Below are 15,060 nucleotides of genomic sequence, written 5' to 3'. Positions count from 1 at the left end.
ATTCCGGGCGAGGACGCCCTGATTCTAACGGCGCATTGCGCCCTTGTCGTGCAGCGGAGAAAAGTGCTTGGACAGAGTGTTTATCGAGGGCCTGGAAGTCGACACCGTGATCGGTGCCTACGACTGGGAGCGCGGCATCCGACAGTGTCTGCGTCTTGACCTGAGCTTCGCCTGGGACAATCGCCCGGCAGCGGCCGGTGACGACCTGACCCTGGCGCTCGATTACGCCAGTGTTTCCACGCGTATCCAGGCCTTTGCCGAGCAGGCGCAGTTCCAACTGGTCGAGACCTTTGCCGAGCGTCTGGTCGAAGTGCTGATGGCCGAGTTCAAAATCACCTGGGTTCGCCTGAAACTGACCAAGCCTGGCGCTGTGCCGGCGGCCAAGGGTGGCGTGGGCGTGGAGATCGAGCGCGGATGTCGCTGACTCAGGTGTACCTCGGGCTCGGTAGCAATATCGAGCGCGAAACCCATTTGCGCGCCGGGCTCGATGCTTTGGCGACATTCTTGGTGGATATCCGCTGTTCGGCGGTGTTCGAGAGCCAACCGGTGGGAATCAAGAGCGGACCGTTCTTCAACTTCGTGGTCTCGGCGTTTACCGATCTGCCGTTGATGGAGCTTGATCGGCGCTTGAAATTCATCGAGGCCGATAACGGTCGCTATGCACCGGACCGCAAGGGTTTGCCGCTGGATATCGACGTGCTGTTGTACGGCGACCTGACGGGTAACTTCGACGGTTTGATCCTGCCCCGTGCCGAAATCCTGAAAAACGCCTTTGTGCTGTGGCCGCTGTCGCTGATTGCGCCGGATCGGGTGCATCCGGGGGTGGGAAAAAGCTTCGCGGCGTTGTGGGCCGAGGCGCAGATCGATCAGGTGTTGGCGCCGGTGGCTTTTGAATGGCGCGGCGCGCAACTGACCCCACCGAATCTTTTGATCTTGCCTTAGCGGCTTTCCTTGTATGCCTTCAACGCCTTGAGTCGTTCACGCTTGAGTGCTTCACCCAACTCCGGGCCCTTGAATCCCTTCTCCAGCAACGGTTGCACCGCCACGCCACGCGCGACAGTAGCTGCGCCGCGCAGATAATCCGCCTGTGGATAACTGCGCTGCTCCAACCCTTTGCGTCCTCGTGCATCCATCTCGCACGCGACGATGAATTCCTCAAAACGCTGCGGGCGGCGATACACGTCAAAACTCTGCAGTAATTCCAGCAAGGTCGACGCCTTCAGTTCCAGTGCACGGTGACCATGGGTGTGGTACTGGCCGACCAGCAGCGCGAGTTCCTGACAATCCTTCGGGGCCTTGAAGCGTTCGTTGACCGCTTTGATCAGCTTCAGCCCTTTGTGCTCGTGGGCGATGTGCCGTGGCCATTCTTCTTCCGGTGTCAGGCCTTTGCCGAGGTCGTGCAGCAGGCAGGCCCAGCGCACGGTCAGCGGCTGTTTGTGCCGTGCCGCTTGTTCGAGCACGCTCAGGGTGTGGATGCCGCTGTCGATTTCCGGGTGATGAGCCTCCGGTTGCGGTACGCCAAACAGCGCATCCACTTCCGGCATCAAGACCTTCAATGCGCCGCAGTCGCGCAGTACCTGAATGAACACCTGTGGCTGATCTTCCATCAGTGCCCGGGAGATCTCTTTCCAGCTGCGCTCGGCGGTCAGGGCTTGCAGCTCGCCGGACTCGCTGAGCTGACGCATCAGCTCAAGGGTCTCAGGGGCAACGGTAAAACCCAGTCCGGCATAGCGAGCAGCGAAGCGAGCAACGCGCAGTACCCGGAGCGGATCTTCGGCAAACGCCGGGGAAACGTGGCGCAGGATTCGATTTTCGAGGTCGCGTTGGCCGTGATAAGGGTCGGTCAGATTCTGCTGACCGTCCTCAGCCATTGCGTTGATCGTCAGATCGCGGCGAATGAGGTCTTCTTCAAGGCTGACTTCGGGGCTGGCGTGAAAGGTGAAGCCACCATACCCACGGCCGCTTTTACGCTCAGTGCGGGCGAGGGCGTATTCCTCGCCGGTTTTGGGATGAAGGAACACCGGAAAATCCGCGCCGACCGGGCGATACCCCTGGGCGAGCATCTCTTCTGTCGTGGCACCGACCACTACCCAATCGACATCGGTAACCGGTAGCCCGAGCAGGCGATCACGTACTGCGCCGCCGACCTTGTAAATCTGCATAAAAAACCTCCGTTGGCCCGACAGGATAACCCTTGCGCCGGACTTTCGGAGGTCAAAACCGGATCAAAGATGAATGACGGCCAGATCGAGCCTGCCGTAATCCCCTTCACTGTGTTCGTTGCGTGGCGGTACGTGGTGAGTTTTCATGATCTGGTCGCCCTGCAGGGTTTCCAGGTGAATGTCGAAGCCCCACAACCGATGCAGATGTTTGAGTACCTCTTCGGTGGAATCGCCCAATGGTTTGCGGTCATGCTGCTGATGACGCAGGGTCAGGGAACGGTCGCCGCGCCGGTCGATGCTGTAGATCTGCACGTTCGGCTCGCGGTTGCCGAGGTTGTATTGCGCGGCCAGGGTTTCACGAATGATCCGGTAACCGGTTTCGTCGTGGATCGCCGGTACCAGCAGATCGTCCTTCTGGTCGTCATCGAGGATGCTGAACAGCTTGAGGTCGCGGATGACCTTGGGTGACAGGTACTGCAGGATGAAGCTCTCGTCCTTGAAGCTGCTCATGGCGAACTTGATGCTCGACAGCCAGTCGGAACCGGCGATGTCCGGGAACCAGCGCCGGTCCTCCTCGGTAGGGTTTTCGCACATGCGGCGGATGTCGCGATACATCGCGAAACCCAGTGCATAAGGGTTGATCCCGCTGTAGTAAGGGCTGTCGAAACCTGGCTGGAACACCACGCTGGTGTGCGAGGTGAGGAATTCCATCATGAATCCGTCGGTCACCAGGCCTTCGTCATACAGGTCGTTCATCAGCGTGTAGTGCCAGAATGTGGCCCAGCCTTCGTTCATCACCTGGGTCTGGCGTTGTGGATAGAAGTACTGGGCGATCTTGCGCACGATGCGCACGATTTCCCGCTGCCACGGCTCCAGCAGCGGGGCGTGTTTTTCGATGAAGTACAGGATGTTTTCCTGCGGCTCGGCCGGGAAGCGGGCGTTGTCCTTGTCGCTGTATTTGTCTGCGCCTTTGGGGATGGTGCGCCACAGATCGTTGATCTGCTTCTGCATGTGTTCTTCGCGGTCCTTTTGCCGCCGGCGTTCTTCTTCGGCGGAAATCGGATATGGACGTTTGTAGCGATCGACGCCGTAGTTCATCAGCGCATGGCAGGAGTCGAGCAAGTCCTCCACCGCATCGATACCGTGGCGCTCCTCGCACTGCATGATGTACTGCTTGGCGAACACCAGGTAGTCGATGATCGAACTGGCGTCGGTCCAGGTGCGGAACAGGTAGTTGCCCTTGAAGAAGCTGTTATGGCCGTAGCACGCGTGAGCCACCACCAGTGCCTGCATGCAGATGGTGTTTTCTTCCATCAGGTAGGCGATGCACGGGTCCGAGTTGATCACAATCTCGTAGGCCAGCCCCATCTGCCCGCGGCTGTAGGATTTCTCGGTGCTGAGGAAGTGTTTGCCATAGGACCAGTGGTGATAGCCCAGCGGCATGCCGACCGAGGCATAGGCATCCATCATCTGTTCGGCGGTGATCACTTCGATCTGGTTGGGATAGGTATCCAGGGCGTAGCCGGCCGCAATCCGGGCGATCTCGCGGTCGTAGGCCTGAATCAGCTCGAACGTCCATTCGGAGCCGGTGGAAATGGGTTGGCGTTTCTGCTCTTTGGCGGTCATGTCACTAACCTGCGCTGGAAGAGTTCACGGAAGACCGGATAGATATCCCCGGCCGAGACCAGCTGCTGCTGGGCAAACGTGTCGGAAAAGGCTTCGGCGATGCGTTCGTATTCGTACCAGAGGGCCTGGTGTTCGCGTGGGGTGATCTCCACATAAGTGTAGTACTGCACAAACGGCATGATCTGGTTGATCAGGATGTCGCGGCAGATCGGCGAGTCATCGTTCCAGTTGTCGCCGTCGGAGGCTTGTGCGGCGTAGATGTTCCACTCGTTGCTCGGATAGCGCTCGGCCATGATCTCCTGCATCAGTTTCAGGGCGCTGGAAACGATGGTGCCGCCGGTTTCCCGCGAATAGAAGAACTCTTCTTCGTCCACTTCCCGGGCGCTGGTGTGATGGCGGATGAACACCACGTCGATCTTGTCGTAGTTACGCTTGAGGAACAGGTACAACAGGATGAAAAAGCGCTTGGCGATATCCTTGGTGGCCTGGGTCATGGAACCCGAAACGTCCATCAGACAGAACATCACGGCTTTGGAGCTGGGGTTGGGCTGTTTGACCAGCAGGTTGTATTTCAAATCGAAGGTGTCGAGAAACGGCACGCGATGGATGCGCGCGCTGAGCCGCTCGATTTCCGCTTCAAGTTCCTGAATATCGCCGAAGTTGTCTGGTTCTTCGCGTTTGAGGCGTGCCAGCTCTTCTTTGGCTTCGCGCAGCTTGGCGCGGCTGCTGCCGGACAGCGCAATGCGTCGCGCGTGGGCCGAGCGCAGGGTGCGGATGATGTTTATCCGTGACGGGTTGCCTTCGTTGCTGATCCCTGCGCGAACGGTCTTGAAGGTGTCGGTGCCGCTCAGGTTGCGTTTGACCAGGTTGGGCAGTTCGAGGTCTTCGAACATGAACTCAAGGAATTCTTCCTGGGTGATCTGGAAGACGAACTCGTCCATGCCCTCGCCGGAATTGCCAGCCTTGCCCGGCCCGCGCCCGCCGCCACCTCCCGGTGGCCTGGCGATGTGTTCGCCGGCGGTGAATTCCTTGTTGCCGGGATGAACCACAGTCTGCTTGCCGCCGCGGCCGTGGTGAAGCACCGGTTCGTCGATGTCGCGACCGGGAATACTGATCTGCTCGCCGTGTTCCATGTCAGTAATGGAACGCCGGCTGACCGCCTCTTCGACAGCCTTCTTGATGTGATCACGGTAACGCCGCAGGAAACGCTGGCGGTTTACCGTGCTCTTGTTCTTGCCATTGAGACGTCGGTCGATCACATAGCTCATAGACCCCTCCGGGGAGCTTCAAGTCATAAGCCTCAAGCTGCAAGTGAAAGCTCTCCCGTTCCCGAAACCGGTCTCTGCTGTTCTCTTGCAGCTTGTCGCTAGAAGCTTGCAGCTGCTTTATTGCGATTTGCGGACCCGTAGGTACCATTCGGAAAGAAGCCGTACCTGTTTGTCGGTGTAGCCGCGTTCGACCATTCGAGTAACGAAGTCGTTGTGTTTCTGTTGATCCTCTTTGCTGGCCTTGGCATTGAAGCTGATGACTGGCAGCAGGTCTTCGGTGTTCGAGAACATTTTCTTCTCGATGACCACCCGCAGTTTTTCGTAGCTGAGCCAGGTCGGGTTCTTGCCGTTGTTGTTGGCCCGGGCGCGCAATACGAAGTTGACGATTTCGTTGCGGAAATCCTTCGGATTGCTGATGCCGGCCGGTTTCTCGATTTTCTCCAGTTCTTCGTTCAGCGCGACGCGGTTGAGGATCTCGCCGGTCTCCGGATCGCGATATTCCTGATCCTGAATCCAGAAGTCCGCATACAGCACGTAGCGGTCGAAGATGTTCTGGCCGTACTCGCTGTAAGACTCCAGATAAGCGGTCTGGATCTCTTTGCCGATGAATTCGATATAACGTGGCGCCAGGTATTCCTTCAGGTAACGCAGATAGCGCTCGCGGGTCTCGGCCTGGAACTGTTCCTGTTCGATCTGTTGTTCCAGCACATACAGCAGGTGCACCGGGTTGGCGGCGATTTCATGCGGATCGAAGTTGAACACCTTGGACAGGATCTTGAACGCAAAGCGGGTCGACAGACCGTTCATGCCCTCATCGACGCCCGCCGAGTCGCGGTATTCCTGGATCGACTTGGCTTTTGGATCGGTGTCCTTGAGGTTTTCCCCGTCGTAGACGCGCATCTTCGAATAGATGTTGGAGTTTTCCGGCTCCTTGAGGCGCGACAGCACGGTGAACTGCGCCAGCATCTTCAAGGTGTCCGGTGCGCAGTGGGCCTTGGCCAGGGAGCTGTTGAACAACAGCTTGTCGTAGATCTTCACCTCGTCGCTGACCCGCAGGCAGTACGGCACTTTGACGATGTAGATCCGGTCGATGAACGCTTCGTTGTTCTTGTTGTTGCGGAAGGTGTGCCACTCCGATTCGTTGGAGTGGGCGAGCAGGATCCCGGTGAACGGAATCGCCCCCAGCCCTTCGGTACTGTTGTAGTTGCCTTCCTGGGTGGCGGTCAGCAATGGGTGCAGCACCTTGATCGGTGCCTTGAACATTTCGACGAATTCCATCAGGCCCTGGTTGGCCCGGCACAGCGCACCGGAGTAGCTATAAGCGTCGGCGTCGTTCTGTGGGTATTCCTCGAGTTTGCGGATGTCGACCTTGCCCACCAGTGCCGAGATGTCCTGGTTGTTCTCGTCACCCGGTTCGGTCTTGGCCACGGCAATCTGGTTGAGGATCGACGGGTACAGCTTGACCACGCGGAACTGGCTGATGTCGCCACCAAATTCGGCCAGGCGTTTGGTCGCCCATGGCGACATGATCGTATTCAGGTAGCGCCGCGGAATACCGAAATCTTCCTCGAGGATCGCGCCATCTTCGGTGGCGTTGAACAGACCAAGGGGGGATTCGAATACCGGCGAGCCCTTGATCGCGTAGAAGGGCACTTTTTCAATCAGTTGTTTCAGCTTCTCGGCCAGGGATGATTTACCGCCGCCGACGGGGCCGAGCAGATAAAGGATCTGTTTCTTCTCTTCCAGACCTTGGGCGGCGTGGCGGAAATACGAGACGATCTGGTCGATGCATTCTTCCATCCCGTGGAAGTCTTCAAAGGCCGGATAGCGACGGATCACCTTGTTGGAGAAGATGCGTGACAGCCTCGAGTTGGTCGAGGTGTCGAGCAGTTCCGGCTCGCCGATGGCCAGTAACAGACGCTCGGCGGCGGAAACGTAAGCGCTGCGGTCTTTCTTGCACAGCTCCAGGTACTCTTGCAGCGAGAGTTCTTCCTGGCGTGTGGACTCGAAGCGTTGTTGGAAGTGGCTAAAGATACTCATGACGTCACCTCGCTCGATACGTGGAGCCGACGCCGGATCACTCAGTCGATGCTGGCAAACAACTGTTGTGGCAGCTGTTTGTTTACCCCCCAGAACACTTCCACGATCGACAATCGTGAAAGTCACTCCCGATGACCCGTGCGCCGGTGTACCGGCTCTCCCCTGATTTGGATGGCCTGGGCTTAAGGATAGTTGGGAATTCGGGAGGTAAAGGCGAGATACGTAATTATGTGTGGCAGACCGTTCGTCTGCCGCGCGCAGGCCCACGGCAGCCGGGGCCTGCGCGTGACAAAAAAAATTATTCGGCGGTGCCTTGCGCAGTTTCCGACGGATAAGTCGCACGCCACAGCTCGAAGCCGCCGTCCATGCTATAGACGTCGGAGAAGCCTTGGCTGACCAGATAGGCAGCTGCGCCCTGACTGGAATTGCCGTGGTAGCAGACGACAACAGTCGGTGCGTCGAGATCTGCACCTTGAATGAAAGCGTGCAGGGAGTGATTGTCCAAATGCTTCGAACCGCTGATATGCAGGGCAGCGAAAGTGGCGGGATCGCGGACATCGACCACTACGGCACCTTGCTCGCGCAGGGCCTGGGCCTGTTCCGGGGGGATTCGTTTGAATTCGCTCATGGCGGGTTCCTGTAGCTCGGCAGAATGCGCAGTCTAACGCGGTGCGCTGACTGGCGAAGTTTCGGGGATAAGTGGTGCGACAGTTGGCGCGAGTCCGCCGTGTTCGTCGCATTTGCACGACACGCGCTCGCCACTGTCGACGTTCATCAGGGTCAGGCTGCCGCCCCAGACACAACCAGTGTCGAGCGCCGAGATGCCCGGTTCGTGGACATCGCCTTCCAGCGCGGCCCAGTGACCGAAGATGATCCGCAGGCCGCGGGTCTTGCGCTCTTTGTGCTGGAACCACGGCTTGTAGCCCGGCGGCGCGGTGTCGAGGCCTTCCTTGCTCTTGAGATCGAGCTTGCCGTCGGCGGTGCAGAAGCGCATGCGGGTGAAATAGTTGGTGATCACGCGCAGGCGGGTGACGCCGGTGAGATCGCTGTCCCATTTCTCCGGCTCGTTGCCGTACATGCCATCCAGATACAGCGGAAACAGGTTGTCGTCACGCAGCGCAGCTTCGGCTTCGGCGGCGTACTTCAAGGCCTTGCGCAAGGACCACTGCGGAGGGATGCCTGCATGCACCATGGCGACGTCGCGTTGTTCGTCGTAGTGCATGAGTTTCTGCTGGCGCAGCCATTCGAGCAGGTCGGCCGCGTCGGGGGCCTCGAGAATCTCGCGCAGGGTGTCGGATTTTTTCAGGCGCTCGATGTTGTTGGCGGCAGCGAGCAGGTGCAGATCGTGGTTGCCGAGTACGCAGACCAGCGATTCACGCATGCCATACAGAAAACGCAGGGTTTCCAGTGAATGCGGGCCACGGTTGACTAGGTCACCGACCAGCCACAGTCGATCGAGTGCCGGGTCGAAAGCCACTTGCTTGAGCAGGCATTTGAGCGGGTCGAGGCAGCCTTGCAGGTCGCCGACGGCATACGTCGTCATCAGTGCAGGGCTCCGGGTACGGCGAGACGGAAGGGCTTGATGATCGCGTCGAAATGCTTGCCATCGGTGGCGAGCATTTCGTAGGTGCCCTGCATGGTGCCGACCTTGGTGGTCATCACTGTGCCGCTGCTGTAGGTGTGGCTTTTACCGGCATCGATCAACGGTTGTTGGCCGACCACGCCAGCGCCGCGCACTTCCTCTACATGACCATCACCGTCGGTGATCACCCAGTGTCGCGACATCAGGCGAGCGGGCTTCTCGCCATTGTTCTGCACGGTGATGGTGTAGGCGAAGGCGAAGCGGTCTTGCTCGGGTTGCGATTGGTCTGCCAGGTAGTGGGTAACGACACTGACGTCGACCTGATAACGAGGATCGGACATGCAAAAGGGCCTTAAGCAAAGCGGAACGCGGGGCGTAGCTGATGGGGGTCAGTCTAGGCAAGTATCGGGCAGTAAACCAGAGTGGCGTCCTGCCCGATAGCGTTCATCGCCTGTCAGTCGGCGATGGGGGCGGGGGCTTGCTCGCTGAGCTTGTCGGCCAGACGCACGAACGCGGCGAGGTCCAGTTGCTCGGGACGCAGGCTGCCGTCGACGCCGGCGGCTTCGATTTCGGCGGCCGTCATCAATTGCTTGAGGGTGTTGCGCAGGGTCTTGCGACGCTGGTTGAAGGCTTCACGAACGACGCGCTCCAGCAGGCGATGATCCTTGGCCGGGTGCGGCAGCACCGCGTGCGGCACCAGACGGACGATCGCCGAGTCGACTTTCGGCGGCGGGTTGAATGCGCCCGGCCCCACGTTGAACAGGTGTTCCACGCGGCAGTGGTACTGAACCATGATCGACAGGCGACCCCAGTCACCACCACCCGGGCCCGCCGCCAGACGCTCGACCACTTCCTTTTGCAGCATGAAGTGCATGTCGCGGATGATGCCGGCGTTGTTCAGCAGGTGAAAGATCAGCGGTGTGGAGATGTTGTACGGCAGGTTGCCGACCACGCGCAGGCTGTTCGGTGCGGCGTTCAGCGTATTGAAGTCGAACTTCAACGCATCGCCCTGATGCAGGTTGAAGTTGCTCTTGCCGGCGAACTGCTGGTTGAGGATCGGAATCAGGTCCTTGTCCAGCTCCACTACGTCCAGTTGCGCGCCGGAGCTGAGCAGGCCGGCGGTCAGTGCGCCCTGGCCCGGACCGATTTCCAGCATGCGGTCGTCAGGCTTGGCGCTGATGGAGCGCAGGATGCGGTCGATGACGCCGGCATCGTGCAGGAAGTTCTGGCCAAAGCGTTTGCGCGCCTTGTGTTGGTATTGCTCGGTCATAAACGGGTCTCGGCCATCTGGTAGGCGGTTTCCAGGGCAACCTGCAGGCTGCCGGTGTCGATCTTGCCGCTGCCGGCCAGATCCAGGGCGGTGCCGTGATCAACCGATGTGCGGATGATCGGCAGGCCAAGGGTCACGTTGACCGCAGCGCCGAAGCCTTTGTACTTCAGCACGGGCAGGCCCTGGTCGTGGTACATCGCCAGCACTGCGTCGCAGTGCTCCAGATATTTGGGGGTAAACAGAGTGTCGGCAGGCAGCGGGCCACGAAGGTCCATGCCCTCGCCGCGCAGGCGCTCTAAGGTAGGTTCGATGATGTCGATTTCTTCATGGCCCAGGTGTCCGCCTTCACCGGCGTGCGGGTTGAGTCCGCAAACCAGGATGCGTGGCCGGGCGATGCCGAATTTGTCTTGCAGGTCGGCGTACAGAATCCGCGTGACCCGCTCCAGCCGCTCCGGTGTGATCGCATCGGCAATCTCGCGCAGGGGCAGGTGGGTGGTAACCAATGCCACGCGCAAACCGCGGGTGGCGAGCATCATCACCACTTGAGCGGTATGGGTCAGGTCGGCGAGAAACTCCGTGTGCCCGGAGAAGGCAATGCCGGACTCATTGATCACGCCCTTGTGCACGGGGGCGGTGATCATCCCGGCGAAATCGCCGTTCAGGCAGCCGTTGCCGGCGCGGGTCAGGGTTTCGAGGACGAACGCGGCGTTGGCCTTGTTCAGTTGCCCGGCAACCACGGGGGCGCTGAGCGGGGTGTCCCAGACGTACAGGCTGCCTGCCGGCGCCGGCGCGTCCGGCCATTGACCGGGTGCCACCTCCAGCAAAGTGACGGCCAGCCCCAACTGCGCGGCCCGCTCAAGGAGCAGGTCGCGGCTGGTGATGGCAATCAGGGGGTGTGGCTGGGCTTGCGAGGCGAGCAGCAGGCACAGGTCGGGACCGATGCCGGCTGGTTCGCCGGGTGTCAGCGCGAAACGCTTGGGTTTCACTGCGCTGCCTGGTCTGCACCAGGGAGTTTGATTTCTACGTAGGCTTCTTCACGAATCTGACGCAGCCAGTTTTGCAGCTCTTCATCGTATTTTTTGTTACGCAGAACAGTCATCGCTTGTTGCTCGCGGGCCTGCTCGGTGCTGTCGGTGGCGCGGCGGCCAAGGACTTCCAGCACGTGCCAGCCGTACTGGGTCTGGAACGGCTTGGACAGCTGACCTTGCGGGGTCTTGGCCATCACTTCGCGGAATTCCGGTACCAGTACGCTCGGGTCGATCCAGTTCAGGTCGCCGCCGTTGAGTGCCGAGCCCGGGTCTTCGGAGTAGTTCTTCGCCAGTTCAGCGAAGTCTTCACCCGCCAGAATGCGGTCGTACAGCGATTGCACCAAAGCTTTGGTCTTGGCTTCATCACGGATCGGGCTTGGCTTGACCAGGATGTGGCGCACATGCACCTCATCGCGCATCTGGGCTTCGCCACCACGTTTTGCCAGCAGCTTGAGGATGATGAAACCACCCGGGGTGCGTGCAGGTTGAGTGATGTCGCCAACGGCCATGCTGCTCAGCTCACGGTCGAACGGCGGTGGCAGTTGTGCGGCTTTACGCCAGCCCATGTCGCCGCCTTCCAGTGCGTTGTCGCTGCCGGACTTGGCCACGGCCATCTGACCGAAGTCAGCGCCTTGCTTGAGTTGCTGGTAAACGTCCATCGCCTGACGGTAAGCGCTCTGAATCGCTTCAGAGTTGGCGCTTTCCGGCGTTGGAATCAGGATGTTGGCCAGGTGCAGCTCTTCGGACAGTTGCATCTTGCCCAGGTCGGAGGCGAGGAAGTTCTTCACTTCCTGCTCGGAGACCTGGATGCGTTCTGCCACGCGGCGCTGACGCACACGGCTGATGATCATCTCGCGCTTGATCTGGTCACGGGCGTCGTCATAGTTCAGACCGTCGTGAGCCAGAGCCGCGCGGAATTGGTCCACGGTCATGTTGTTGCGCTGGGCGATAGTGCCAACAGCCTGGTTCAGTTCTTCATCGGTGATGCGGATGCCGGAACGCTCGCCGATCTGCAGTTGCAGGTTTTCGACGATCAGGCGCTCGAGCACCTGCTGATCCAGCACGCCCGGAGGCGGCATGCCGCCGCGACGCTTGGCAATGGTCTGCTGAACTTCGTGGACACGCTGGTCCAGTTGGCTCTGCATGACCACATCGTTATCAACGATAGCGACCACTTTATCGATGGACTGTACTGCGGCGTTGGCCGCAGTACCCAGGAACAGCGCGCCCAGCAGCAGCGGGCGCAGACAATCAGAAAGCTTGGTCTTCACGTTGACGATAACCTTGGATGCCTTTGTCGAGGAAGCTCTCTACCTTGGCGCCAGTCAGGCCGCCGAGTCCCTTCAGAACAATTTGGAGGAAGACGCCGTGGTCGCCTTTTTCGTTTTGCGGAGCTTCCTGACTGAATTCGTCGTAGGAAACCCAGTAACGGTTGATCAGGCGCAGTTTCCAGCAGCAGTTGTCGTACTCGAAACCACCGAAGGCTTCCAGCGTACGGTTGCGGTTGTAGTCGTACTGCCAGCGGCTGATCGCGCTCCACTGCGGAACGATCGGCCAGATGACCGAGAAGTCATGCTGCTGGATCTTGTAGTAGTCCTTCACGTAGCCAGGCTGACCCGGTGTGCCGTAGTCGCCGCCACCCACCGACCATTTACCGGTGTTCTGGTCGTAACGAACCTGGTCGTTGCGATAGCGATAACCGACGTTGACCACCTTGTTCGGGTTGTCTTCAGGCTGGTAGTGGAACATCGCGCTACCCGAGCGAGGGCTGCGGCTGTCCGGGTCCCAGTTGTAGTCGGCCGTGGTGCGCCAGTCGCGGTTCCAGCGGTATTCGTATTCCAGCGCGTAGGGCGATACGTCGGACTGCGCATCTTTACGATCCTTGAACGCGACGCCTGGCAGTTGGACTTCACGATCCTTGAAGTAGTACGCCTGGCCGACGCTGATACGTTGACGCTCGAAACCGCTGTCTTCGATCCAGCGGCTGGTCACACCGAGCGACAGCTTGTTCTCGTCGCCGACACGGTCGGAGCCGGAGAAGCGGTTGTCGCGGAACAGCGACGCGTAGTTGAAGGTGTATTCACTGGTATCGAATACCGGAATGTCTTCCTGATCGACCTTGGGTACATAGAGGTAGAACAGACGCGGTTCCAGGGTCTGGCGATAGTTCTTGCCGAAGTACGACGTGTTGCGGTCGAAGTACAGGCCGCTGTCGATGCTGGCAATCGGCACACCACGGTTCTGGTTGCTGTCGAACTTGCCATTGAGCTTCTGGTTTTCCGGCGACATTGCAGCAATCTGCGATTTGCCAGTGCCGTCCAGATCCAATTGGTACTGGGTGTACTGATACTTGAGCGATGGCTTGAGGAAGCCATAGGTCCAGTTCATCGGCAGGCTGACGCCTGGCTTCAGATTCAGACGGTCGCCGTTGGCGCGCGCCAGGCCCTGAACGTTTGTATCCAGGCGCGGCGAGATGGTGCCATCTTCATCGGTAAAGTTGCCGTTTTGCAGATCACGATCAAACCGCACAATCTCGGTCTCGTAATCGAAGTTCAGACCTTCTGGGTGATACGGCAGCTGACCATTGAAGGTGATCTGCGGCAGACGACCGTAAGGCGTGATGTTCGAAACAGTAGCCAGTTGGTACTGCTGAGCATTCAGGCGTGCGACGTAGCTGTCACCGCGGTAGGTCACCGAACCCTGCTGGTTCACGTAGTCGGCGCTCTTCACACCGATCTGATCGGTGGTCAGGTCCTGGAAGTAGTACGGATCGCTGATCTTGGTGTAATCAACCTGAGTCATCACACGGGAGTCGAGACCACCCTTGTGCTGCCAGTTGTACATGTAGCGATTTTTTTCGTAGTCGGTCTGCTTGCTGCGATCGGTATCTTCGTCGTTCAGATACGCCGCACCGAACTGGCCTTCGCTGGACTTGGTCAGGTAGCGGAATTCGCCTTCGACCAGCATGCCGCGCTTGCTCATGTAACGTGGGTACAACGTGGCGTCGTAGTTCGGCGCCAGGTTGAAGTAGTACGGAGTCACCAGCATGAAGCCGGTATCGCTGCCGGTGCCGATGGTCGGCGGCAGGAAGCCCGATTGGCGACGGTCGTCGATCGGGAAGTAGATGTACGGCGTGTACAGGATCGGAATGTCCTTGACCCGCAGCGTCACGTTGGTCGCGGTACCGAAGCCGGTGGCCGGGTTCAGGGTGATGTTGTTGCCCTTGAGCTGCCACGCGTTGCTGTTCGGTTCGCACGTGGTGTACGTGCCGTCCTTCAAGCGGATGATCGCGTTCTCGGCACGCTTGGCGTACAGCGCGTTACCGCGGATGCGCGATTTGTGCATCACGTATTCGGCGTTGTCGACCTTGGCTTCACCGGTATCGAGCTGCACATCGGCGTGGTCGCCGACGATCAGCGCGCCGTTGTCGCGGATGCGTACGTCGCCGTTGAGTTCGGCGCGGCTCTCGGCCTGATACAGGCTGGCCTCGTCGGACTCGACCTGCATGCTGCCCTGACGCAGAACCACGTCGCCGGCCAGCGTACCCACCTGATCTTCGGTGTTGTAGCGCGAGGCCTTGGCGCCGATAAAGGTCGGTGCGTCACTTTTATTCGTCTTGTCATTCATGCCAGGACGAATCGGTTCGATATAGGAACCAGAGCAGTAAGGACCGGTCTCGGCCAATTGGGCGGCGGTGAGCTTCTCGCGCGGAACCCAGTCGAGGTGACTGTAGTCTTCGCTACGGGATTTCAGGCCGCGGCCCTTGGCTTCGGTGACCAGCACAGGCTTGGCGCCGGTGTCGGAAGTCGAACCGTTCTGGGCCGGGGCTTCGCCGGCGGCGCTGACAGCGCTGCCGTCATGCACCGGACGCGGCGGCAATGCAGCCGCCGGCGTCTTGGGCGCACACGCCCAGCCACCCGTTGCCGAGACGGCGCAGTCATACTGCTCGGCGGCAACAACGAATTGACTGGCCAGAGGTTGCATAGCCAGCAGACTGCCGGTTACCAACAACGGAAATTTTTTACGAAACGCGGGGGATTTCAATGCCATCTTATTAGTCCGGGCTTCCTGCGTGCCATCTGCC

13 protein-coding genes are annotated in these 15,060 nt (G+C 59.6%); 2 read left to right on the top strand and 11 right to left on the bottom strand.

Going from position 1 to position 15,060, the window contains the following annotated elements; translation table 11 throughout:
• The first annotated feature begins 67 nt into the window (after nt 1-67).
• Together folB and folK are read left to right on the top strand one after the other, a co-directional pair.
• Nucleotides 68-424, top strand: coding sequence for a dihydroneopterin aldolase (gene folB / locus NN484_RS04055; RefSeq protein ID WP_016772885.1), 357 nt, complete (start codon nt 68-70; stop codon nt 422-424).
• Nucleotides 415-942, top strand: a complete 528-nt coding sequence (folK, locus tag NN484_RS04050; protein ID WP_215500735.1) for a 2-amino-4-hydroxy-6-hydroxymethyldihydropteridine diphosphokinase — start codon at nt 415-417, stop codon at nt 940-942. The genes folB and folK overlap by 10 nt, the downstream gene beginning before the upstream one ends.
• On the opposite strand, the gene NN484_RS04045 is transcribed toward folK, so the two are convergent.
• The 11 genes from NN484_RS04045 to NN484_RS03995 all read right to left on the bottom strand — a co-directional run bounded on the left by NN484_RS04045 (nt 939) and on the right by NN484_RS03995 (nt 15,026).
• Nucleotides 939-2,162, bottom strand: coding sequence for a multifunctional CCA addition/repair protein (locus NN484_RS04045; RefSeq protein ID WP_215500736.1), 1,224 nt, complete (start codon nt 2,160-2,162; stop codon nt 939-941). The genes folK and NN484_RS04045 overlap by 4 nt on opposite strands.
• A gap of 63 nt (nt 2,163-2,225) precedes the next feature.
• Nucleotides 2,226-3,788 (bottom strand): SpoVR family protein, encoded by a 1,563-nt coding sequence (locus NN484_RS04040; RefSeq protein ID WP_127647788.1) that lies wholly within the window; start codon nt 3,786-3,788, stop codon nt 2,226-2,228.
• On the bottom strand, nt 3,785-5,056 hold the full coding sequence (locus NN484_RS04035; RefSeq protein WP_215500738.1) for a YeaH/YhbH family protein: 1,272 nt from the start codon (nt 5,054-5,056) through the stop codon (nt 3,785-3,787). Before NN484_RS04035 ends, NN484_RS04040 begins: the two co-directional genes overlap by 4 nt.
• A 117-nt stretch (nt 5,057-5,173) precedes the next feature.
• Nucleotides 5,174-7,096, bottom strand: a complete 1,923-nt coding sequence (locus NN484_RS04030; protein WP_007910115.1) for a PrkA family serine protein kinase — start codon at nt 7,094-7,096, stop codon at nt 5,174-5,176.
• A 298-nt stretch (nt 7,097-7,394) separates the two neighbouring features.
• Nucleotides 7,395-7,724 (bottom strand): thiosulfate sulfurtransferase GlpE, encoded by a 330-nt coding sequence (glpE, locus tag NN484_RS04025; protein ID WP_095137419.1) that lies wholly within the window; start codon nt 7,722-7,724, stop codon nt 7,395-7,397.
• Between the two features lie 33 nt (nt 7,725-7,757).
• On the bottom strand, nt 7,758-8,639 hold the full coding sequence (locus NN484_RS04020) for a symmetrical bis(5'-nucleosyl)-tetraphosphatase (RefSeq protein ID WP_274658615.1): 882 nt from the start codon (nt 8,637-8,639) through the stop codon (nt 7,758-7,760).
• Nucleotides 8,639-9,019, bottom strand: coding sequence for a Co2+/Mg2+ efflux protein ApaG (gene apaG / locus NN484_RS04015; RefSeq protein WP_274658614.1), 381 nt, complete (start codon nt 9,017-9,019; stop codon nt 8,639-8,641). The genes NN484_RS04020 and apaG overlap by 1 nt, the downstream gene beginning before the upstream one ends.
• A 113-nt stretch (nt 9,020-9,132) precedes the next feature.
• Nucleotides 9,133-9,948 carry a 16S rRNA (adenine(1518)-N(6)/adenine(1519)-N(6))-dimethyltransferase RsmA gene (gene rsmA / locus NN484_RS04010; RefSeq protein WP_215500741.1) on the bottom strand — a complete coding sequence of 272 codons (816 nt, stop codon included), beginning with the start codon at nt 9,946-9,948 and terminating at the stop codon, nt 9,133-9,135.
• On the bottom strand, nt 9,945-10,934 hold the full coding sequence (gene pdxA / locus NN484_RS04005; protein ID WP_215500742.1) for a 4-hydroxythreonine-4-phosphate dehydrogenase PdxA: 990 nt from the start codon (nt 10,932-10,934) through the stop codon (nt 9,945-9,947). Before pdxA ends, rsmA begins: the two co-directional genes overlap by 4 nt.
• Nucleotides 10,931-12,247 carry a peptidylprolyl isomerase SurA gene (gene surA, locus NN484_RS04000; RefSeq protein ID WP_274658613.1) on the bottom strand — a complete coding sequence of 439 codons (1,317 nt, stop codon included), beginning with the start codon at nt 12,245-12,247 and terminating at the stop codon, nt 10,931-10,933. The genes pdxA and surA overlap by 4 nt, the downstream gene beginning before the upstream one ends.
• Complete coding sequence (locus tag NN484_RS03995) at nt 12,228-15,026, bottom strand: LPS-assembly protein LptD (RefSeq protein ID WP_215500743.1); 2,799 nt, start codon at nt 15,024-15,026, stop codon at nt 12,228-12,230. The genes surA and NN484_RS03995 overlap by 20 nt, the downstream gene beginning before the upstream one ends.
• Between the last annotated feature and the right edge of the window lie 34 nt (nt 15,027-15,060).

Source organism: Pseudomonas serboccidentalis, from assembly GCF_028830055.1.
Lineage (GTDB): Bacteria > Pseudomonadota > Gammaproteobacteria > Pseudomonadales > Pseudomonadaceae > Aquipseudomonas > Aquipseudomonas serboccidentalis.
Note: the sequence above shows the minus strand (reverse complement) of the source record. Positions and strands in the feature narration are given on the sequence as shown.

What these genes read in the sequence shown, in the direction of transcription:
- folK (WP_215500735.1), top strand. Translation starts at nt 415, where the DNA reads ATGTCGCTGACTCAGGTGTACCTCGGGCTCGGTAGCAATATCGAGCGC.
- NN484_RS04045 (WP_215500736.1), bottom strand. Translation starts at nt 2,162, where the DNA reads ATGCAGATTTACAAGGTCGGCGGCGCAGTACGTGATCGCCTGCTCGGG.
- NN484_RS04040 (WP_127647788.1), bottom strand. Translation starts at nt 3,788, where the DNA reads ATGACCGCCAAAGAGCAGAAACGCCAACCCATTTCCACCGGCTCCGAA.
- NN484_RS04035 (WP_215500738.1), bottom strand. Translation starts at nt 5,056, where the DNA reads ATGAGCTATGTGATCGACCGACGTCTCAATGGCAAGAACAAGAGCACG.
- NN484_RS04030 (WP_007910115.1), bottom strand. Translation starts at nt 7,096, where the DNA reads ATGAGTATCTTTAGCCACTTCCAACAACGCTTCGAGTCCACACGCCAG.
- glpE (WP_095137419.1), bottom strand. Translation starts at nt 7,724, where the DNA reads ATGAGCGAATTCAAACGAATCCCCCCGGAACAGGCCCAGGCCCTGCGC.
- NN484_RS04020 (WP_274658615.1), bottom strand. Translation starts at nt 8,639, where the DNA reads ATGACGACGTATGCCGTCGGCGACCTGCAAGGCTGCCTCGACCCGCTC.
- apaG (WP_274658614.1), bottom strand. Translation starts at nt 9,019, where the DNA reads ATGTCCGATCCTCGTTATCAGGTCGACGTCAGTGTCGTTACCCACTAC.
- rsmA (WP_215500741.1), bottom strand. Translation starts at nt 9,948, where the DNA reads ATGACCGAGCAATACCAACACAAGGCGCGCAAACGCTTTGGCCAGAAC.
- NN484_RS03995 (WP_215500743.1), bottom strand. Translation starts at nt 15,026, where the DNA reads ATGGCATTGAAATCCCCCGCGTTTCGTAAAAAATTTCCGTTGTTGGTA.